Origin of the sequence: Buchnera aphidicola (Macrosiphum gaurae), from assembly GCF_005080965.1 — a bacterium.
GTDB lineage: Bacteria > Pseudomonadota > Gammaproteobacteria > Enterobacterales > Enterobacteriaceae > Buchnera > Buchnera aphidicola_S.
Map to the genome: position 1 here is coordinate 377712 of NZ_CP034867.1, position 20717 is coordinate 398428.

Consider the following 20717-nt stretch of genomic DNA (forward strand, 5'->3'; position numbering starts at 1 on the left):
TTTTTATAATTATAATATTTTTATAAAATAACATATTTATATATACTATAACATTTTTTTAAAAGCACATGGATAAAGGTTTTTATGTCTAAAAAAATATTATTATTGATGAAATTAATTATATTTGTATTTGTAATTTTTTCATCACCTTCTTTATATGCTGAAAAAATACGCGATTTAACTAGTATTCAAGGAATTCGAGATAATCCGCTTATTGGTTATGGTTTAATAGTTGGTTTAGATGGAACAGGTGATCAATCAACACAAGCTCCATTTACTAATCAATCACTAAATAATATGTTATCACAATTAGGTGTCAGTGTTCCCTCAAATACTAATATGCATCTGAAAAATGTAGCAGCAGTAATAGTTACAGCAAACTTACCAGCATTTAGTCATACAGGCGAAAAAATAGATGTGGTGGTCTCATCTATAGGTAATGCAAAAAGTCTCAAGGGAGGAACACTTTTAATGACTCCTTTAAAAGGTGCTGATAATCAAATTTATGCTATTGCTCAAGGTAATATATTAGTATCTGAAAAAAATAACCAAAAAAACAGAATCCGTTATCTTTATGCGAATCAAGTTAATTCGGGAAAGATTCATTGTGGTGCAACAATTGAGCGTGAAATAATCAATAACTTTGGAAAACAAAAAACAATAAATTTACAGTTAAATCAAGAAAACTTTAGTACAGCACAACGTATTAGCGATATGATTAATATAAAATATCCAGATACAGCTACTCCTGTTGATTCTAAAACAGTACAACTGAATACTTCAGCCAATAATGATGTACAAGTACACATGCTATCTAATATTCAAGATATAGATATTTCTTTGCCATCACAAGAAGCTAAAGTTGTAGTAAACTCTCGTACTGGTTCGATTGTTATTAATCAATCAGTAAAATTAGGATCATGTGTCGTTTCAAATGGTAATATGTCTATAATAGTACATGAAATTATAAATAAAAAAAGAGATCTAAATTTTTTAAAATCATTTAAAAAAGTTCAAAAAAGAGATAAATCTACAGAAGATATGGTTGATAAAAATTATATGGACGATATTTACAAAAATAGAGAAAATTTACATAATATAGTTAGAGCTTTAAACACATTGGGTACTAAACCTGATGAATTAATGTCTATTTTACAATTAATGAAAAGTGCTGGTTGTCTTAACGCAAAATTGGAAATTGCTTAAATGAACGATAATTTATTATTATTTAAAACATCAAATTATAACATGCAATTTATCAACGAACTTAAATACCAAGTTCGTCTCAATCCCAAAAAATATGAATTAAAAACAGCTAGGGAAGTAGAAGGTATCTTTATTCAATTATTAATTAAAAATATGAGAAATTCTTTATCAAAAGATAATTTATTAGATAATAATCAAAGTCGTCTCTACACTGATTTTTATGATCAACAGTTGTCTCAAGACGTTAGTAAAAAAGGTATAGGATTATCCGATATTATTTTAAAACAAATTCAACTACAAAATAATATCATATAATAAAAAATATATTTTAAGATAAATATCTTATAAAAATAAGGACAAAAAATGGGTTCTATATTTAATACTGCTATTGCTGGAATTAATGCAATGAAGGTCATGATTGATGACACTGTTGATAAAATTAATAATCCTACTAGAAAAAACTCAGGGAAACGTCTGGTTGTAGAAAATACTGTGCAAGATTCAAATATAAACACTACAGTAAAAGTAAAAGAAATATATGATAATTATAATGATTTTATTGTAGAAGAAAAACGTAAAACCGACGTACAAGTTCAAGATGAACAAACTAAAATTGAACAATTATTAAAACTTGAAGATTTATTATGTGAAAAATCAAATATTTTTAATGAATTAATAAATGATTTATATAAGCAAATAGAGAAAGAGATTGTTTTAGATAAAAAAAATATTTTTAATGAAAATATACAAAATAGATTAAATAATATAGTTCATCAAATAAAAGATTTTGATAAAAAATTAAAATTTTTAGAAAAAGATATTAAAGAGTTGGTTATAAATAAAATACAAAAAGTGAATGCTTTAATTGATGAAATTCATAATATTACTATAGATATTCATTATTTTCCTATTTTAAATTTTTCTGATAGAACTGATAGAACTGATAGTCTCATAGAAAAAAGAGAGAATCTAGTAGACGAGTTAAATAATTTAATTGGAGTAAAAGTTGTCAAAGATCATGATAATTATAAACTTTATTTAAATAATGGAATAGCTGTCATAGATAATAATCAAAAACAAAATTTAATTCCACTAACATCTAAAACAGATGATAGATATATCAGTATAGGATATATTGATAATAATGATAAAATAGTAAAAAAAATAGAAGATATGATTCCTAGTGCTACTTTAGGAGCACTTCTTAAATTTCGAAGAGAAGAACTAAGAAATACAAGAAATAAAATAGGGCAAATAACAATTAATTTTGCTGACAGTATAAATTCATATCATACATTAGGATATGATATGTTTGGAGATGTTGGTAAACAAGTTTTTAACATTGGTCAACCAGAAGTAGTATCTAGTTTCAGCAATCATTCACATCCTGCAATATCTGCAAAATGGTTGTCTACTACCAGTGATGCAAAAGACACTGATTATCTTGTATTTTTTAAAAATAACAATTGGACAGTAACAAGACTTTCAGATCATACTATAGTTCAACCGGAAATAGATAAAAAAAACAACAATGTATCAATTACCTTTGATGGAATTAAACTTTCAATACAAGGTGAAACTTCTGATGGTGATATTTATATGATTAAACCATATTCTAAAACATTAGAAGAATTACAATTACTGATTAATAAAAATGAATTATTTGCATTTTCAACAACAAGTGACTCAAATTATCCAAATAGAAATAACGCTATGATAATAGATAAATTATATCAAGGCTTACTTGTTGACAATAAATATACACTGGATCAAGCTTATCAAAATTTTTCTCAATCTATAGCTCATAAATGTAATGCACTAGAAGAAGAACTACCTTTTAAGAGAAACATGATTGACATACTTAAAAATAAAAAAATGTCTATGTCTAATAACATTGAAGAAGATTACCAAGATTTAAACTATCAACAAGAATGTTATCTTGCAAATGTTAAAGTTTTACAAACAGCAGAAAAAATTTTTAATGAAATAATCGAACGTTATAGTTAATTGTATTTTATTTGAGACTTATAAAAAATAAAAACTTACTTTGAAAGTAAGTTTTTATTTTTTATTTTAATAAATTATTTAATAAATATAAAATATTACATATATTAAAAAGATTTAATAGTTAAATTCTTTTTTAAAAATACTTTTTTTATATAAAAAAATACTTTATTTAGGTTTTGAAATAGGTGAATTAGAAAAATTTGTGGCAGAATGTGCTCCTGCAGAATTTTTTTTTCTAAAGTTTAATTTCATGATTAATAAATTTAAATTAAACATTTTTTCTTTTTTTTTGAAATATAAATTTTCAGAAATTTGCGTTACCGGTGCACTTGATTGATTTTTTTGATTTTCTCTAACATGTATTTTTTTATGAAAAGAATTTTTCTTGTCTGAAATAAATAAATCTTTTTTTTGATTTCTTTTTTGAAATTTATATTTTGCAACTCTTTGAGTTAGAGGATTACTACTTATAGATTTTTTAAATGAATACATTTTATTTTTAGTCTTTTTGATATCAAAAAAATCATTATTTTTAAAAATCCTATTTTTTTCGAAAATAGAAGATATATATAACTTTTTCTTTTTTATAGCTTTTTTTTGATTTTTTACTGCATCTGGTATGATAGTCAAATACTTAATCCGAACTTTTCCTGATGCTAATTCTAATGAAAATACTGAAGATAATATTAATATTGGAGATTTAACAGGATAACAATGAAAAAATTTATTATATAAATTTCTATTTTTATCAGTTTCAGAACTATTAAAAAATTTATAAAATATTGTGTTATTTTTAACAATGTCGATAGAATTATGTTTATTTATTAAAATGTTTTTTAAAGAAACATTATCATCTATTTTTTTTTGTATTAATTGAAATTTTTTTATAATATTTTTTTTATGAAAATTATTAGATGTTGTTAAAGAAACATCGTAATAGTTTTTCACTAATTCAGAATTATTATCTCTTAAAGATCTACTTTCAATCTTTTTTTTAAAAAATTTAGATAAATCTATCGTCTGTTTTTGATCAGAATTTTTTTTATGTGAAGAATAATGTTTTTTTTTTAAAAAAATATTGCTTTTTTTTTGAAAAGTGTTTTTTTTAATAACCTCACTTTTAATCAAAATATGTTTAATTAAAAAAGAGTTCTTAAACCAATCTATCATTTTAAAAATAAAATTACTATTGTTTGACAGAATTTTTAAAAACGCATTGTGACAGTTATTTTTTTTTAAAATATTTTTTTCTGTTTTTATTTTTTTATGATTATTATTAGATAAACTAAAATTATTAAATTCTAATTTTTTTTTCTGTTTTTTTTTCAATATATTTTCTTTTAGAAAATTTCGGATTTTGTTTTTTCTGATATTAGAAAGACCATAACTTGTAGAATTTATACTTTCGCCTTTTCTGATCCTAGAAACAGAATAATGCGGAGTTTTCATTTTTTTGCTTGGAATAATAACAGTTTTTCCACCAGCTTGACGTTTTTCAATGGCATGAACTGCCTCTCTTTTTTCATTTAATAAATAACAAGCTATTTCTACAGGTACAATAGCACGTACTTCATATGTATTTTCTTTTAAAGCTTCTTCTTCAATCAAACGTAAAATAGATAAGGATAAAGATTCATTATCTCTAATTGTTCCTGTACCTGTACATCTAGGACAAACATGATGACTAGATTCTCCTAAAGATGAACTTAGTCTTTGTCGAGACATTTCTAATAAGCCAAATCTAGAAATCTGTCCAATTTGAATACGTGCTCTATCGTCACGTGCAATTTCACGTAATCTATTTTCAATAGCTCGTTGATGACTAATAGCTGACATGTCTATAAAATCAATTACTATTAAACCGCCTAAATCTCGTAGACGCAATTGACGGGAAATTTCTTCTACTGCTTCAAGATTGGTATTAAATGCTGTAGATGCAATATCTGTCCCACTTGTGGAACGAGAAGAATTAATATCAATAGCAGTTAAAGCTTCTGTACTATCCACCATAATTGAACCGCCAGAAGGCAATCTCACCTTTCTTTGAAAGGCAGAATTGATTTGTGTTTCAATTTGAAAATAACTAAATAATGGAATTTCTCCACTATAAAGCTTGATTTTGTTGGCAAAATCTGGACGACCTAAAAAAGTAATATGTTTCCGCGCTGAATCTAATACTTCAGGATTATCAATTAAAATTTCTCCAATATCTTGACGTAAATAGTCTCTAAAAGCACGAACAATGATATTGCTTTCTTGATGAATTAAAAACGGTGCAGTTCGACTTTTTGCTATTATTTGAATTGTATTCCAATGCTGTAATCTAAGAGACAAATCCCATTTTAATGATTCTATAGATTTTCCAGCACCAGCCGTACGAATAATTAAACTCATATTTTCAGGTAATTTTAATAACGTTAGCAATTCCTTTAGTGCTATTCTGTCATTTCCTTCAATTCTTCTAGATATACCACCAGATTTAGGATTGTTAGGCATAAGAACTAAATAACTTCCTGCCAAGCTAATGAATGTTGTTAAAGCAGCACCTTTAGTACCTCGTTCTTCTTTACTTATTTGAACGATAACTTCTTGCCCTTCTTTTAAAATATCTTTTATATTAAGATCTAAGGGATAAATATTATTTTCTGGAAAATAATTTTTAGATATTTCTTTTAACGGTAAAAAACCGTTTTTTTCTTCACCATAATCTACAAAAGCAGCTTCTAAGCTAGGTTCTATACGAGTAATTTTTCCTTTGTATATATTTGATTTTTTTTGTTCTGATCCAGAGTTTTCTATGTCAAGATCATATAAGCGTTGACCGTCAACAAGAGCAACACGCAACTCTTCCTGCTGAGTTGCATTAATTAACATTCTTTTCATTGTAACTTTTTCTCTCTTATTTTTATAAATAAGTAAATACATCAACAGGAAATATAAACTATTAAAAAATGAATTTTTTATGATCATATTATGATTTTTACTTAAAATATCTATAAAAATAATTTTTTTTAAAAATTTCAAATTTAAATAAACTTAAAAATATAAATATATAATTAATAATTATATATAAATATATATAAAAATATTTAAAATTATTATATAAAATATAATATAAAATTTTTTATATTATATATTTTAACAAATAATTTATTTAATATATTTATAAAAATAATTATATTATAATAAATAAAAATTAAAAAAATTACTTAAAATAGAGATTTTTTTAATGAAACATACAATACTACCTATATCTATTATATATATTAATAAAGATATGCTAAATCAAAGAATAGATAATTTTCTACATAGTAAGTTTAAAAATGTACCTAAAAGTATGATTTATCGCATTATAAGAACAGGAAAGATTCGAGTTAATAAAAAAAGAATCAAACCACATTATAAATTAAAAATTGGAGATATGCTGAAAATTCCACCAATAAAAATTTCATATAATGTAAAAAATAATTTCTTTCCCTTAAATCATGCTAAAAATTTGCTAAATAGTATTTTATATGAAGACAATCATTTGCTAATTATTAATAAACCTTCAGGAATCGCAGTGCATGGTGGAAGTGGATTAAGTTTTGGAGTTATAGAATATTTTCGAAAATTACGTCCACTAGATAAATTTCTTGAACTCGTGCATCGTATTGATCGTGAAACATCAGGTATTCTAATATTAGCAAAAAAACGCACATCTTTAGCATCACTACACGAACAATTACGCGAAAAAAAAATTAAAAAAGAATATATAGCATTAGTTCATGGATTGTGGCCTCTTCATATACAAAAAATTTCAGAACCTCTTTTAAAAGTTAGATTAAAAAATCAAAAAAAAATAGTTTTAATTGATCCAAAAGGCAAACCTTCAGAAACTTGTTTTCAAATCAAAAAAAAATTTTCTTCTTCAACTTTACTATCAATTATACCTAAAACCGGTCGAACACATCAAATTCGTGTTCATGCTTTATATGCAGGACATCCAATATTATTTGATAAACGTTACGGGAGAAGTAATTTAGATGCTAATATAAAAAATGAAAAAAATATTAATAGATTGTTACTTCATTCTTCTGGAGTCCATTTTATTCATCCAAAAAATGGCAATAAAATTTATATACAAGCGCCATTAGATATAGATTTTAAAAATTATCTAAATAATATGATATAGTTTATTTAAAACACAAGTTAATAGAAAAATATTATTTTTATTAAACTACTTTTCAACATATTGAATAGAGAAATGTGATATGGCCGTTCAAAAAAACAAACCTACTCGTTCCAAAAGAGGCATGAGACGTTCTCACGACTCTTTATCAGCACCTACTTTATCCATAGATAGATTTTCTGGAGAAACACATATCCGACACCATATTACTAAGAATGGTTATTATAAAGGCAAGAAAGTTATTTAAAAAAAATATTCTAAAAAATGGTGCTTTTAAAAGTACCATTTTATTAAATAAAATATAAACATAAAATTTATTCAATAAATAAAAAAATTATTGTAAAAACTAATAAAAAATATACCACATAAAAAATTTTATTTCATTAATACAATTGTTTATTAGAAATTTAATTTTTATATATGTTAATAAATAAAATATATTTTTTTAATTAAAAAAATAAATTTAACATAAGATAATTAATATAAAAAAAAATATTTTAAATAATACGAATCTATTATATTCAAGATATTTATAAAATGTAAAAATCTATAAAATTAATAAAATAAGTTAAGAAAATATTTTATAAAATATTGCAAAATTTCATTTTAAAAGAAGGAAATTATAATGACTTTATTCGCAATGTTATTTCCAGGACAAGGTTCTCAATATATAGGTATGTTATCTTCATTTTTCTATAAAAATAACAACATTATTCAAAAAACTTTTGATGAAGCATCAGAGCACATTCAGATTAATTTACTTAAATTAATACAAGAAGGACCTAAAATAAAACTAAATAAAAGTCAATATACGCAAGTAGCAATATTAACTGCATCAGTTTCAATTTATCGTTTTTGGAATGAACAAAATGGAAAAAGTCCATCATTTATGTTAGGTCATAGCCTTGGTGAATATTCTGCTTTAGTATGTTCTGGTGCAATAGAATTTTCTGATGCATTAAAGATTGTTTTTTTACGTGGTCAACTTATGGAAGAAGCAACTATAAACAGACCTACTTCAATGCAAGCCGTTATTGGAATAGATGAAAAACAAGTTCAAATGGCATGTTTAGCATCATCAAAAAAAAAATTGTTTCTTTAGCAAGTATAAATTCTCATAATCAAATTGTAATTTCAGGAGATAGATCTTCTGTATATGAAGCTAGTTTAAATTGTAAAAGACTAGGTGCTAAACATATTTTTAAACTTAAAAATAAAATAGCAGCTCACTCTGAATTAATGAAACCAATATCTGAAAAATTGAAGAAAATATTAAAAATTATTACTATAAATCCACCTAAAATTCCAGTTATTAATAACGTTGATGTAAAATTTGAAAATACTAGTAAAAATATTAAAAAAGCATTAATTAGACAGATCTATAATACTGTAAGATGGAAAGAAATTATAGATTTTATAAAATCAAAAAAAATTTTCGTAATGTTAGAAATTGGACCTAATAAAATATTAACTAATTTAAACAAAAAAGATAAAAATATTATTTCATTAAGCTCAAATAATTTAAAAAATTTTTTAATAGCATTTAAAAAAATTAACAAAGGAAAAAATGAACGAAAATAAAAAAACTGCATTAATAACAGGTGCAAATCGTGGAATAGGAAAAGCAATTGCTAAAAAATTAATACAAAAAGGGATTCAAGTTATTGGAACATCTACTACTAAAGATGGAGTAAATTCTATTAATTCTTATTTAAAAGAAAATGGATTTGGTTTAATTTTAAATTTAAACAATACTGATTCTATTAGAGAAAAAATTCAAGAAATTTATAAAAAAAAAATATGTATTGATATATTAATTAATAATGCTGGAATCAGAGAAGATAATTTATTAATAAAAATGAAAAACAAAGAATGGGAAGATGTAATAAAAATTAATTTATCATCAGTATTTTATCTTGTGAAATCTGTTATTCGATCAATGATTAAAAAACGACAAGGCAGGATTGTTACTATTAGTTCAATAATTGCTTATACAGGTAATAAAGGACAAGTCAATTATAGTGCTTCAAAGTCAGGACTAGTTGGATTTCATAAATCACTAGCATTAGAAGTGGCTTCTAAAGGTATTACTGTTAATATTGTATCACCAGGTTTTATTAAAACAGATTTTACTAATACATTAAATTTAATTCAATATCAAAAATATTTATCTAATATTCCTATGAAAAGATTAGGAAAAACAGAAGAAATAGCAGATGCTGTTATTTTTTTAACTTCAAATGAATCATCATACATAACAGGCCATACATTGCATGTAAATGGTGGTATGTATATGATATAATATATTGATTACATAAATTTTTAAAATACTAAGGAAATAATAAAAATGAAAAATATTGAAAAACGTATAAAAAAAATCATTATTGAAAAATTAGATATAAAAGAAGAAACGATTTTTAACGAAGCATCTTTTATAGATGATCTTGGTGCAGATTCGCTTGATACAGTAGAATTAATTATGGCTTTGGAAGAAGAATTTGATATTGAAATATCAGATGAAGAAGCAGAAAAAATTAACACAGTACAAAAATCAATTGATTATGTTAAAAATCGATATTCAAAAAAATAAATAATATTTATCTTATTTAAGAAAAAAATATTAAATATTTCCATTTTTTATAAATACAAATTTAATACAAATTACACATCAACATAATTAAATAATAAAAGTTTTACAAAACAATGATAAAAAATAAATTTATTGTAATCGAAGGATTAGAAGGTGCAGGTAAAACTAATGCATGTGTATGTATTAAAAATATATTAAAAAAAAATAACATTAAAAATATACTGTTAGTACGTCAACCAGGCGGTACACCTATTGCTGAAGACATAAGAAAATTAATAAAAAAAAAATTTAATACTGATAATCTTATTAAAGAAACTGAATTATTATTAATGTATGCTGCAAGAATACAATTGGTTGAAAAAAAGATAAAACCTGCATTAAAAAATGGAGAATGGGTAATTTCTGATCGTCATGATTTATCTTCTTTAGCTTACCAAGGCGGGGGTTTAGGTATCAAAAAAGCAAAAATTACTAAATTACAATCTTTATTTTTGCACAATTTTATTCCAGATTTGACTGTTTACTTAGATGTATCTCCAAAAATTGGTTTGGAAAGAGCTTTAAAACGCAATACATTAGACTTAATTGAAAAAAGATCTTTAAAATTTTTTAATCAAACTAGAAGATGTTATTTAAAACATGCAAAATTAGATAACAACATCATAACAATCAATGCTAATTTAAATATTAAAAAAGTAACTCAAAACATTAAAAAAAAAATATGGGATTGGCTTAATAAACAAGTGATATGAAATTATACCCCTGGTTAATAAAACCATATAATAGTATTATACGACAACATCAAACAAAAAAAGCTCACCATGCAATCTTGATAAACTCTCCAAGAGGCATAGGAGCATCATTATTAGTTTGGTTTATTAGCAAGTGGCTATTATGTCTAAAACCTGTAGGAATAAATTTTTGCAATAAATGTCATGGATGTAAATTAATGTCATCAAATAATCATCCAGATTGGCATAATTTTATAGCTGAAAAAAATAATATATTTAGTGTTGAAAATATAAGAAAAATTAATAAAAAAATATTTAAATGTGCTCAACAAGGCGGTTCTAAAATCATTTTTTTATCAGACACTGAAAAATTAACGGAATCAGCAATTAATGCTTTTTTAAAAACATTAGAAGAGCCACCTAAAAACACGTGGTTTTTTCTTGTAAATTATAAAAAATTAGCTTTACATTCTACACTTAATAGTCGTTGTCTTATCTATAAATTATTTACTCCAACAGAAAAATCTAGTTTAAAGTGGTTGGAAATAGAAAACATAAAAAAAACTAGATCAAATTTAACAGCACTACGTATAAATCAAGGTTCTCCACTATTTGCAAAAAAATTCCTTAATAGCAATTTATGGATGGATAGAATAAATTTTTATAAATGTTTATGTGATGCTTTTAAAAATAAAGATTTATTAAAAATATTGCCGCTACTACAAGAAAAAAACAACATTATTAAAATTGATTGGATATGTTTTATATTCTTAGATTCTATTAAATTTAATTTTAATGAAAAAAACTATTTCACTAATTTTGATCAAATAGAACTTATTAAATTTATTGCGTGTAATTACACAAATATTATTTTAGATGTTAGCATTCGGACTTGGATACATTGTAAACATAGGTTATTAAATATACCGGGAATTAATCATGAATTATTATTATTAGAACAATTGCTAAGATGGGAAAAAATTTTAAATTTTACATCAGCAACTTAATTTTTATATAAAAGAGAAAAGATTATGTTCTTAATTGACTCACATTGTCATCTTGATAGATTAAATTATCATTTATTACATAAAAATATAGATGATGTAATAAAAAAATCTTATAAAAATTATGTAAAAAATTTCTTGACAGTATCTACTTCTATAAATAATTTTTATACAATTATAAAATTATTTAAAAAATACAAATTTATTTTTTATTCTTGTGGTATACATCCCTTAAATTGTCAAAAAGAACTTGATGCTTTTCATAGAATAGAAAACTTATCTAATAAAATAAAAGAATTGTCTTTAATACAACGTGTAATAGCTATAGGTGAAACTGGTTTAGATTATTATTACTCATATGAAACTGAAAAAATACAAAAAGATTTTTTTCGAGAACATATTAGAATTGCAATAAAATTAAAAAAACCTATTATAGTGCATTCTCGTAATGCTATGAATGACACCATAAAAATATTAAAAGAAGAAAACGCATATAAATGCATCGGAATATTACATTCCTTTACCGGAAATTGTGATTCCGCATTTAAATTATTAGATATGGGTTTTTATATTTCCTTTTCTGGCATAATTACGTTTAAAAATTCTACAGAACTTTGTGATATAATAAAAAAAATACCATTAGATCGTTTATTAATAGAAACAGATTCACCATATTTATCACCAGTGCCTTATCGAAGCAAAGAAAACCAACCTGCATATTTATTTAATATAGCAAAAAAAATTTCTATATTAAAAAAAATAGACATAAATATACTCGCAAAAATTACAAAAAATAATTTTTATACGTTATTTAATGTATAGTAAATTTAATATTTAATCTTACGCTTAATATGAAATAAGTTTTTCAAAAAAAATATAATATATATTATATAGAATAGAATCCATCTAAAACAATTTTATATATAATTAGGAGTTTTTTTTATATGTTTAAAAATGTATTTGCAAACCTTCAAAAGGTTGGTAAATCACTAATGTTACCTGTTTCAGTATTACCTATTGCAGGAATACTTTTGGGGATAGGATCTGCGCATTTTAGTTTAATACCAGAGGTTCTTTCTCAAATTATGGCTCAAACAGGAGGTTCTGTTTTTAGCAATATGCCATTAATTTTTTCAATTGGTGTTGCTCTCGGTTTTACTAAAAATGATGGTGTTGCAGCATTAGCTGCGGTTGTATCTTATGGGATTTTAATACAAACATTAACTTCAATTGAACCAATTGTTTTACATACAACTATTGATGTGATTAAAAACAAACATCTTTCTGATACTGGTATATTAGGAGGTATTATTGCAGGTGCAATTGCAGCATATATGTTCAATAAATTTTATCGTATTCAATTACCTGAATATTTAGGATTTTTTGCTGGAAAAAGATTTGTTCCTATTATTTCAGGATTATCTGCAATATTAATCGGTGTAATATTATCTATTGTTTGGCCTCCAATAGGTTATGGAATACAGATTTTTTCTGAATGGGCTGCTTATCAAAATCCTATCCTGGCTTTTGCTCTATATGGATTAGTCGAAAGAGCATTGGTACCATTTGGATTGCATCATATATGGAATGTTCCATTTCAAATGCAAATTGGAGAATATACTAATTCTATAGGTCAAGTATTCCATGGAGATATTGCTAGGTACATGGCAGGTGATTCTACAGCTGGAAATTTATCAGGAGGTTTCATTTTTAAAATGTACGGTCTTCCCGGTGCTGCATTAGCAATTTGGCATACGGCTAAAAAAGAAAACAAAACCAAAATAGGTAGCATCATGATTTCAGCCGCATTAACTGCTTTTTTAACTGGAATCACTGAACCAATTGAATTTTCATTTATTATTGTTGCACCAGTATTATATATTATTCATGCATTGTTAGCTGGATTATCTTTTCCATTATGTATTTTTTTAGATATGCGCGCAGGTACTAGTTTTTCACATGGTTTTATAGACTTTATAGTATTAAGTGGAAATAGTAATCATATATTTCTTTTCCCAATTGTTGGTATACTTTATGGATTATTATATTATATTTTATTTTATTTATTAATTATGAATTTTAATTTAAATACACCAGGACGAGAAGATATTAAAAATAATATACTGAAAAAAAATAATAATGAAATCGCACCGTATATCATCACAGCATTAGGTGGAATAAACAATATTAAAAATCTAGATGCTTGTATTACTAGATTAAGAATTACAATTTTAGAAATATCTAAAGTAAATCAAAAAGATTTAAAAAATATTGGGGCAGCAGGAGTAATAATTGCAGGTTCGGGAATACAAATTGTGTTCGGAACAAGATCTGAAAATATTAAAACAGCAATGGATGAATGTATAAAAAAAATGCAAAAATAAGGAATTTTAATTATGCACAATCATTTAATTTTTAAGAATATCATAGAAAAAAAAACACCAGCAAGTATTATTTATCAAGATGAAACAATCACTGCCTTTAAAGATATACAGCCCAAAGCACCAGTACATATATTAATCATACCTAATTTTTTTATTGCATCATCAAATGATATCAATAAAAAAAATAAATGGATTATAGCAAATATGTTCGAGATTGCTGTTCATATTGCAAAAAAAGAAAAAATTAGTCAAGAAGGATATAGAATTATTATTAATTGTAATAAAAATGGAGGACAAGAAATCAATTATCTTCATATGCATTTACTAGGAGGCAAAAAACTTAAATCATTTTTTTGATTTTTTTATTTTAAAACCTCTAAAAAAATATTATTTATTTTATAAATTGAAGGATAAAATTTGAGTAAAAATTTACTATCTATATTATTTTTTATATTTTTCATACATGGTTGTAATTTTTCCAAAGAAATCAAGAAAGATTTTACAAAAACAAAAACATTAAATTTTACTTTTTTAAACTTTGACTCAACTACAGAAAATATTATTTCAGAAATATTAAAATCTAAAAATATATTTATTGCTAATAATACATTATTTTTTATTGATTTACTAAAAAATGAAACTGATATGTTTATAGATACAAAAAAACTAACAGATTCAATTAAAAATAAAATTATTAAAAAAAATCATACAATTAGTTTCCTTAAAAAAGAAATAATCGAAAAAAATAAAAAAGAATTGGGCGTATTAAAAAATAAAAATACACTAGATACTAGTACTGCACTTTTGTTATCTCGGAATAACCATGCAAAATATTATCTTTATAGCTGTATTTCCGGTAAAAATAAACTTTTTTCATTAGAAATAAAATTAATACTAGTTAAAACAGGAGAAATAGTATTTATGAAAAAAGAAAAATTATATTAATAAATATATTACATATAAAACATGTTTTAAAATTATTTTTTTTATATCCTAAAAATTAATTTTATTGTTGTATAAAAAGATTGAGAACTAGTTTTTTAACAAGAAATAATATTTCCTCTCAATAAGAGTAGCCCTTTCTACTGAAATTTATATAATTCAAAAAATTAATTATTTTTTGAATATAAAAAATAGATTTATCTATTTTTATAGCAGTAGAAAGTTCTAGCTCTTAATTATTATTAAAAAATTTTAAAGTAATTTTAAAAAAATATATATTTTCAAAAAATTAGAAATGATAAACTATTCCAGCACCAATAGTGTTGTCTATAGGATTCTTAGTTTTTTTCATAGAATCATCACCTTTTAACAAATTAATTTTATAATTCATATATGTGGAAATATTTTTATTAAAATCATAACGAGTAGAAATATTAATTTGTCTTGCTAATTCTAAATCTGAATGATTAGATGAATCTTTTGTGTTTGAATTTTGTCCCTTAGAATCTAAATAACTTAAGGAAGGATGAAAACCAGAATGAAAATCATATTCTGCAATAGCTTCAATATTTTGTGTTTTATTGATATATGGTTGTTCATTAGGTGCATTATTTTGATCAATAGATGATGTTTTTAAATTACGTGATTCACCATAAAAAGCTGCGATATATATATCGTTAGCATCATATTTAAAACCTAATCCATATGCTCCTACAGAAGGAAGTTTTTCATCTTGATTGCCTTTGTTATCAGATGCAGTTCTTTCAGAAGAAAAACACGAACCAATAGCAGTTAATCCAACATCAGTTTCATACTTTAAAGAAGCACCCCAAACAGTACCATTTTGCTGAAGTTCTGCTCTATTTTTATCTTGATTTTTATACTGTAATGCAAAACTAACTCCATTAACCAAACCAAAAAGATTATTATTTCGATAAGTAAGTAAGCTATTATTTCTTCCTATCATATAATTATCATTATAAGAAAATACACTATCTTTATTAATATATGGCGTATGATTAGTTAATGATTGCACATCATGAAAAATACCATAATTACGACCATAATCTATCGAACCCCAATTACCATATTTAAAACCAGCATATCCTAATCGTACAGTATTAGACTGTTGTTTGTTTAATAGTTCTTCTGGTGCGGAAAAATCAGTTTTATATTCAATAGTAGCATAACTTAATAATTCATCACTAATATTTATTTCTCCTGAAAGACCTAAAATAGCATTTGTATTATCGTTATGAGATGTAACTTTAGTCGATAAAAAACCATGAGATAACTCATGATTAGGATTAATACTACCATATAATTTAAGTTTATTACCGTTTTTATTAAATATATCCAAGGCATTAACTCCATTACTAGCAGCTAATAACATTGGTATTAAAATTGCTAAAGATTTATGATTTGTCATAATTTTTTATACTACCTTTTAGTAAAAATAATTTAAATCAAGATCAATATATTATTAAAAAATAACTATGAATTTTATATATTCTGTATTTTTATGTAAATACTCAAATAAAAAAATTATTTAGTAAATATTAAATATTTTTATTTAAAAATGAGCATTATTAACAGTACGTGGAAATGGAATAAGATCTCTTATATTTGTTACTCCAGTGACATAAGAGATTAATCGTTCAAAACCCATTCCAAAACCTGAGTGCGGCACCGTACCGTATCGACGAAGATCTCTATACCACCAATAATCTTCTTTTTTTAATCCCAGTTCTAATAAACGTTCGTCTAAAATTGAAATACGTTCTTCACGTTGAGAACCGCCTATTAGCTCACCAATATTAGGAACTAATAAATCTATTGCTGCAACAGTTTTTTTATCGTCATTCAATCTCATATAAAATGCTTTTAATTCTTTGGGATAATTTTTTATTATTACTGGAATTTTAAAATGCTTTTCTACAAGGAAACGCTCATGTTCAGAAGACAGATCAACGCCTAAAAAAACAGAGTTGTTAAATTGCATTTTAGAATCAAGTAAAATATTTATAGCTTCTTCATAATCTATACGTATAAAATCTACTAATAATATTTTTTCTAGACGGTTAACTATATCATTATCAATATAAATTTTAAGAAAATTAATATCTGACATACAATTTTTTAAAAGAGATTTACAAACATATTTTAACATATACTCAGCAAAATCCGATATATCATTTAAATTAGCAAAAGCTGATTCTACTTCTAGCATCCAAAATTCTGCTAAATGACGACTAGTATTAGAATTTTCAGCTCGAAAAGTAGGACCAAAAGTATAAACTTTAGATAAAGCACAAGCATATGTTTCTATATTTAACTGCCCCGAAACAGTTAAAAAAGACTCTTTTCCAAAAAAATCTTTTTTAAAATCAACGGATCCATCTTCATTTTTGGGAATATTTTTCATGTCTAATGTTGAAACACGAAACATTTCTCCAGTGCCTTCAGTATTTAAACTAGTTATAATAGGTGTTGGAACCCAAAAATAATTTCTCTCATAAAAAAAACGGTGTAATGATTGTAATATATGATTTCTTATTCGTACTATTACACCTATTAAATTTGTTCTAGATCTCAAATGTGCAACTTCTCTTAAATATTCTGTACTGTGTTTTTTAGCAGATATTGGATAAGTCTCTGGATTTTCAATCCAACCTAAAACTTGAATTTTTGTTAACTGAATTTCATATTTTTGTTTATCTCCAATGGATAACACTAATATACCGGTTAGTATAACAGAGCATCCAATGGTTAAATGTAATATTTCTTTGTAATAATTGGGTAAATTATTATTCGCAATCGCTTGTATCGAATCAAAACATGAACCATCATAAATTGTAATAAAAGAGAAACCAGATTTTGAGCTTCTGCGGCTCCTGACCCATCCACATACAGTAATAAAACTATTTACCATAATATCATCTTTATATATATCTGATATTGATACTGTGCTCATAAATTCTTCCCTTTTATACTTATTACTTATTTTTTAAAATAGACTATTATAGAAATAAATTTTTAAAATAGTAAAAATTTTTTTATGTTTAGAAAAAACATGAATCAATAATCAAAAAATTTAAAAAATAATAATATAGAAAAATCATAATTTATCTATTTTTTAATGGTACATTGAATACTTTACATAAATGTTGTAAAAAATTATAATCCAAACAAAATGTTTTTCCTGGACTATCAGATATTTTAGCAACAGGTTTTCCATTGCATTTTACTAATTTAATAACAATATTTAATGGTTTTACATATGGAATATCACAAGTTAATTTTGTTCCCATTCCAAAAATAACATTAATTCTTTTATTAAATTTTTTATACAAAAATATAATTTTATTAAAATTTAAATTATCAGAAAATAATAATGTTTTAGTACAAGGGTCTATTCCTAATTTTTCATAATGCTTTAGAGCTTTTTCACCCCATTCTACAGGATCTCCTGAATCATGTCTGATCCCTTTATAAGCAGAAGTAAAATATAAATTAAAATCTTGCAAAAAAGCATCCATAGTAATTGAATCTGTAAGAGCAATACTTAGATGATTCTTGTATTGATATAACCATGTTTGTAATGCTAAGATTTGACTATCCTGTAAGTTTTTTCCAATTTGTTGATGTGCTTGAAACCATTCATGAGCTTGTGTTCCAACTGGCTTAATCTTTAATACACGAGCTATATGATAATTACTAGATCCAATTAAAAAAGGAAAATTCTTTTTTAATCTTTTAACAACAGAATACTGCACATCATAAGAAAATCTTCTTCTTGTACCAAAATCAACAATTTTCAAACGAGATAAATCTATATATTTAGTATGTTTGAAAAATTTTATCAGTTTATTATCTAAATATTGTACAGCAGATTTAGAACTAATCTCTGGAGAAAAATTTCCATGAAAAACTTCACTAATTAAAGCTAAAATTGGGACTTCCCATAATATTACTTCTTTCCACAGTCCACTTATGCGAATATGTAATTGACCTTGATAGTTATGAATTTTTACTTGTGAAACATTATAACGAAATTTTTTCAACCAATGTAAATATTCTTTCTTAAAAAATGGGAAAGAGGTCATGTAAGTATATTCTTCATGACTTAAAGACAAAGATCTCATCATATCAATCTGTTCTAACAAAACATTTGAATAACAACCTAAAAAATTATCTCCTCTACAAAGAAATTCAGCAACTACGTCTACATTTTTATAATGATAAAAAACAGCTTGTTGCATATGAAGCTTATATGCATCAGTATCAAGCAATGTTTTTACTATTGGATAATCATATCTTTTCATAATATTCGTTTATTTTTTATTCTATTTTTTTTCGTCTGCAATAACTATATATACGATAATCATTATAATTATTTTATGTTTTAATAACATAAAAGAATTTAAAAGAAATATTATTCAAGTCTTTTATAAAAATATAACATAAATAAAAAAGTTATCAATTTTTCAAAAAAATAATATCTTTTAAAAAAATAGCATATAAAATAAAATTATTTCAATTTATATATTTATAAAATATATTTACTATAGTTTTTTAGTATTTTATCCCATATCAAAAAGGAATTATAATGTTTTATTATTTAATTCGTAAACTGTTATTTTTAATAGAACCTGAAAAAGCTCATTTTTTAACATTAAAATATCTCAATATTAAAAATTTTCTGCTCTTTGATTTTTTTTTTTATAAAACTAAGATGGCATCAAAAAACATTCAATGCATGGGTTTAACTTTTAAAAATAAACTTGGTACTGCAGCAGGAATAGATAAAAATGGAGAATACATACATTCTTTATCAAAATTAGGATTTGGTTTTATTGAAGTAGGTACTGTGACTCCTTTACCTCAAATTGGAAATCCAAAACCTAGAGTTTTTAGATTGATTCCCATAGAAGGCATAATTAATAGAATGGGATTTAATAATCTAGGAATAGATAATTTAATTGATAATATAAAAAAATCGAATTTTAAAGGAATCATAGGTGTTAATATTGGAAAAAATAAAAATACTAGAATTGAACATGCAGTTAATGATTACCTGATATGTATAGAAAAAGTTTATTGTTATGCTAGCTATATTGCAATTAATATTTCTTCACCAAATACTCCAAATTTAAGAAATTTACAATACGGAATTCTTTTTAAGAATTTATTATATAAAATAAAAAAAAAACAAAAAGAACTCCATAAAAAATATTTAAAATATGTTCCTATAGCAATCAAAATTTCACCAGACCTATCAAAAAAAGAATTAATTTATATTTCAAAACAATTGATTCAATATAAAATAGATGCAGTCATTGCAACTAACACGACATTAGATCATTCATCAGTATCTGGACTAGAAAATAGTTTGCAAAAAGGAGGATTAAGTGGATTTCCTTTACAAAAAAGAAGCACTGAGATAATTTCAATATTATCAAAAAATTTACAAAAAAAAATTCCTATTATTGGAGTTGGTGGTATCAATTCTATAAAATCAGCTAAAGAAAAAATTGCATCAGGAGCTACTCTAATACAAATGTATTCTGGGTTAATATATCATGGTCCAAAACTAGTACAAGAAATTATTAATAAAGCATAAAATTTCTATTAATGATTTCTTACAGTTAAGTTTTTTAAATCTAAAACAATTAATTAAAT

Annotated in this window: 20 protein-coding genes; 16 read left to right on the forward strand and 4 right to left on the reverse strand. The window is 24.2% G+C overall.

Going from position 1 to position 20717, the window contains the following annotated elements; all coding sequences use genetic code 11:
• Window positions 1-108: 108 nt before the first annotated feature.
• The 3 genes from D9V72_RS01745 to D9V72_RS01755 are packed head-to-tail and all read left to right on the forward strand — an operon-like array spanning window position 109 to window position 3213.
• Window positions 109-1206 carry a flagellar basal body P-ring protein FlgI gene (locus D9V72_RS01745; protein ID WP_410051774.1) on the forward strand — a complete coding sequence of 366 codons (1098 nt, stop codon included), beginning with the start codon at window positions 109-111 and terminating at the stop codon, window positions 1204-1206.
• Window positions 1207-1521, forward strand: a complete 315-nt coding sequence (locus D9V72_RS01750; RefSeq protein WP_158354950.1) for a rod-binding protein — start codon at window positions 1207-1209, stop codon at window positions 1519-1521.
• A 48-nt stretch (window positions 1522-1569) separates the two neighbouring features.
• Window positions 1570-3213: a flagellar hook-associated protein FlgK gene (locus tag D9V72_RS01755; protein ID WP_158354952.1), complete on the forward strand. Its 1644-nt coding sequence runs from the start codon at window positions 1570-1572 to the stop codon at window positions 3211-3213.
• A gap of 165 nt (window positions 3214-3378) precedes the next feature.
• Here D9V72_RS01755 and rne read toward each other — a convergent pair whose 3' ends face one another.
• The gene (gene rne / locus D9V72_RS01760) at window positions 3379-6096 is read right to left on the reverse strand and encodes a ribonuclease E (RefSeq protein WP_158354954.1); all 2718 of its coding nucleotides are present in this window, start codon (window positions 6094-6096) and stop codon (window positions 3379-3381) included.
• Window positions 6097-6442: 346 nt separating this feature from the next.
• Here rne and rluC point away from each other — a divergent pair, with 346 nt between their 5' ends.
• The 12 genes from rluC (at window position 6443) to D9V72_RS01820 (ending at window position 15038) form a co-directional block, all read left to right on the forward strand.
• Window positions 6443-7387: a 23S rRNA pseudouridine(955/2504/2580) synthase RluC gene (gene rluC, locus D9V72_RS01765; RefSeq protein WP_158354956.1), complete on the forward strand. Its 945-nt coding sequence runs from the start codon at window positions 6443-6445 to the stop codon at window positions 7385-7387.
• A 79-nt stretch (window positions 7388-7466) separates the two neighbouring features.
• Complete coding sequence (gene rpmF, locus D9V72_RS01770; protein ID WP_158354958.1) at window positions 7467-7631, forward strand: 50S ribosomal protein L32; 165 nt, start codon at window positions 7467-7469, stop codon at window positions 7629-7631.
• 378 nt (window positions 7632-8009) lie between these two features.
• Window positions 8010-8486 (forward strand): ACP S-malonyltransferase, encoded by a 477-nt coding sequence (locus tag D9V72_RS01775; RefSeq protein ID WP_158354960.1) that lies wholly within the window; start codon window positions 8010-8012, stop codon window positions 8484-8486.
• Window positions 8450-8965 (forward strand): ACP S-malonyltransferase, encoded by a 516-nt coding sequence (locus tag D9V72_RS01780; protein ID WP_261979216.1) that lies wholly within the window; start codon window positions 8450-8452, stop codon window positions 8963-8965. Before D9V72_RS01775 ends, D9V72_RS01780 begins: the two co-directional genes overlap by 37 nt.
• On the forward strand, window positions 8952-9686 hold the full coding sequence (gene fabG / locus D9V72_RS01785; RefSeq protein ID WP_158354962.1) for a 3-oxoacyl-[acyl-carrier-protein] reductase: 735 nt from the start codon (window positions 8952-8954) through the stop codon (window positions 9684-9686). Before D9V72_RS01780 ends, fabG begins: the two co-directional genes overlap by 14 nt.
• Before the next feature lie 45 nt (window positions 9687-9731).
• Window positions 9732-9974, forward strand: coding sequence for an acyl carrier protein (acpP, locus tag D9V72_RS01790; RefSeq protein ID WP_158354964.1), 243 nt, complete (start codon window positions 9732-9734; stop codon window positions 9972-9974).
• Between the two features lie 113 nt (window positions 9975-10087).
• Window positions 10088-10726: a dTMP kinase gene (gene tmk, locus D9V72_RS01795; protein WP_158354966.1), complete on the forward strand. Its 639-nt coding sequence runs from the start codon at window positions 10088-10090 to the stop codon at window positions 10724-10726.
• Window positions 10723-11712 (forward strand): DNA polymerase III subunit delta' C-terminal domain-containing protein, encoded by a 990-nt coding sequence (locus D9V72_RS01800; RefSeq protein ID WP_158354968.1) that lies wholly within the window; start codon window positions 10723-10725, stop codon window positions 11710-11712. The genes tmk and D9V72_RS01800 overlap by 4 nt, the downstream gene beginning before the upstream one ends.
• A 24-nt stretch (window positions 11713-11736) precedes the next feature.
• Window positions 11737-12531, forward strand: a complete 795-nt coding sequence (locus D9V72_RS01805) for a TatD family hydrolase (protein WP_158354970.1) — start codon at window positions 11737-11739, stop codon at window positions 12529-12531.
• A gap of 122 nt (window positions 12532-12653) precedes the next feature.
• Window positions 12654-14093 carry a PTS glucose transporter subunit IIBC gene (gene ptsG / locus D9V72_RS01810; RefSeq protein ID WP_158354972.1) on the forward strand — a complete coding sequence of 480 codons (1440 nt, stop codon included), beginning with the start codon at window positions 12654-12656 and terminating at the stop codon, window positions 14091-14093.
• A 12-nt stretch (window positions 14094-14105) separates the two neighbouring features.
• Entirely contained in the window at window positions 14106-14450 is a 345-nt protein-coding gene (locus D9V72_RS01815) for a histidine triad nucleotide-binding protein (RefSeq protein WP_158354974.1), read from the forward strand.
• 60 nt (window positions 14451-14510) lie between these two features.
• Window positions 14511-15038 (forward strand): hypothetical protein, encoded by a 528-nt coding sequence (locus tag D9V72_RS01820; RefSeq protein WP_158354976.1) that lies wholly within the window; start codon window positions 14511-14513, stop codon window positions 15036-15038.
• Between the two features lie 286 nt (window positions 15039-15324).
• Here the strand turns inward: D9V72_RS01820 and D9V72_RS01825 are convergent, their stop codons facing one another.
• The 3 genes from D9V72_RS01825 to pncB form a co-directional block, all read right to left on the reverse strand.
• Window positions 15325-16464 carry a porin gene (locus D9V72_RS01825; RefSeq protein ID WP_158354978.1) on the reverse strand — a complete coding sequence of 380 codons (1140 nt, stop codon included), beginning with the start codon at window positions 16462-16464 and terminating at the stop codon, window positions 15325-15327.
• Window positions 16465-16608: 144 nt separating this feature from the next.
• Window positions 16609-18009, reverse strand: a complete 1401-nt coding sequence (gene asnS, locus D9V72_RS01830; RefSeq protein WP_158354980.1) for an asparagine--tRNA ligase — start codon at window positions 18007-18009, stop codon at window positions 16609-16611.
• A gap of 151 nt (window positions 18010-18160) precedes the next feature.
• Window positions 18161-19360 carry a nicotinate phosphoribosyltransferase gene (pncB, locus tag D9V72_RS01835; RefSeq protein WP_158354982.1) on the reverse strand — a complete coding sequence of 400 codons (1200 nt, stop codon included), beginning with the start codon at window positions 19358-19360 and terminating at the stop codon, window positions 18161-18163.
• A 284-nt stretch (window positions 19361-19644) separates the two neighbouring features.
• Between pncB and pyrD the strand changes: the two genes are divergently transcribed.
• Complete coding sequence (gene pyrD, locus D9V72_RS01840) at window positions 19645-20658, forward strand: quinone-dependent dihydroorotate dehydrogenase (RefSeq protein WP_158354984.1); 1014 nt, start codon at window positions 19645-19647, stop codon at window positions 20656-20658.
• Window positions 20659-20717 lie beyond the last annotated feature (59 nt).

Coding starts and splice junctions, on each gene's coding strand:
- fabG (WP_158354962.1), top strand. CDS start 8,952: ATGAACGAAAATAAAAAAACTGCATTAATAACAGGTGCAAATCGTGGA.
- rne (WP_158354954.1), bottom strand. CDS start 6,096: ATGAAAAGAATGTTAATTAATGCAACTCAGCAGGAAGAGTTGCGTGTT.
- D9V72_RS01755 (WP_158354952.1), top strand. CDS start 1,570: ATGGGTTCTATATTTAATACTGCTATTGCTGGAATTAATGCAATGAAG.
- D9V72_RS01750 (WP_158354950.1), top strand. CDS start 1,207: ATGAACGATAATTTATTATTATTTAAAACATCAAATTATAACATGCAA.
- D9V72_RS01745 (WP_410051774.1), top strand. CDS start 109: ATGAAATTAATTATATTTGTATTTGTAATTTTTTCATCACCTTCTTTA.
- D9V72_RS01825 (WP_158354978.1), bottom strand. CDS start 16,464: ATGACAAATCATAAATCTTTAGCAATTTTAATACCAATGTTATTAGCT.
- D9V72_RS01805 (WP_158354970.1), top strand. CDS start 11,737: ATGTTCTTAATTGACTCACATTGTCATCTTGATAGATTAAATTATCAT.
- rluC (WP_158354956.1), top strand. CDS start 6,443: ATGAAACATACAATACTACCTATATCTATTATATATATTAATAAAGAT.
- pncB (WP_158354982.1), bottom strand. CDS start 19,360: ATGAAAAGATATGATTATCCAATAGTAAAAACATTGCTTGATACTGAT.
- D9V72_RS01800 (WP_158354968.1), top strand. CDS start 10,723: ATGAAATTATACCCCTGGTTAATAAAACCATATAATAGTATTATACGA.
- D9V72_RS01780 (WP_261979216.1), top strand. CDS start 8,450: ATGTTTAGCATCATCAAAAAAAAAATTGTTTCTTTAGCAAGTATAAAT.
- acpP (WP_158354964.1), top strand. CDS start 9,732: ATGAAAAATATTGAAAAACGTATAAAAAAAATCATTATTGAAAAATTA.
- asnS (WP_158354980.1), bottom strand. CDS start 18,009: ATGAGCACAGTATCAATATCAGATATATATAAAGATGATATTATGGTA.
- pyrD (WP_158354984.1), top strand. CDS start 19,645: ATGTTTTATTATTTAATTCGTAAACTGTTATTTTTAATAGAACCTGAA.
- rpmF (WP_158354958.1), top strand. CDS start 7,467: ATGGCCGTTCAAAAAAACAAACCTACTCGTTCCAAAAGAGGCATGAGA.
- ptsG (WP_158354972.1), top strand. CDS start 12,654: ATGTTTAAAAATGTATTTGCAAACCTTCAAAAGGTTGGTAAATCACTA.
- tmk (WP_158354966.1), top strand. CDS start 10,088: ATGATAAAAAATAAATTTATTGTAATCGAAGGATTAGAAGGTGCAGGT.
- D9V72_RS01815 (WP_158354974.1), top strand. CDS start 14,106: ATGCACAATCATTTAATTTTTAAGAATATCATAGAAAAAAAAACACCA.
- D9V72_RS01775 (WP_158354960.1), top strand. CDS start 8,010: ATGACTTTATTCGCAATGTTATTTCCAGGACAAGGTTCTCAATATATA.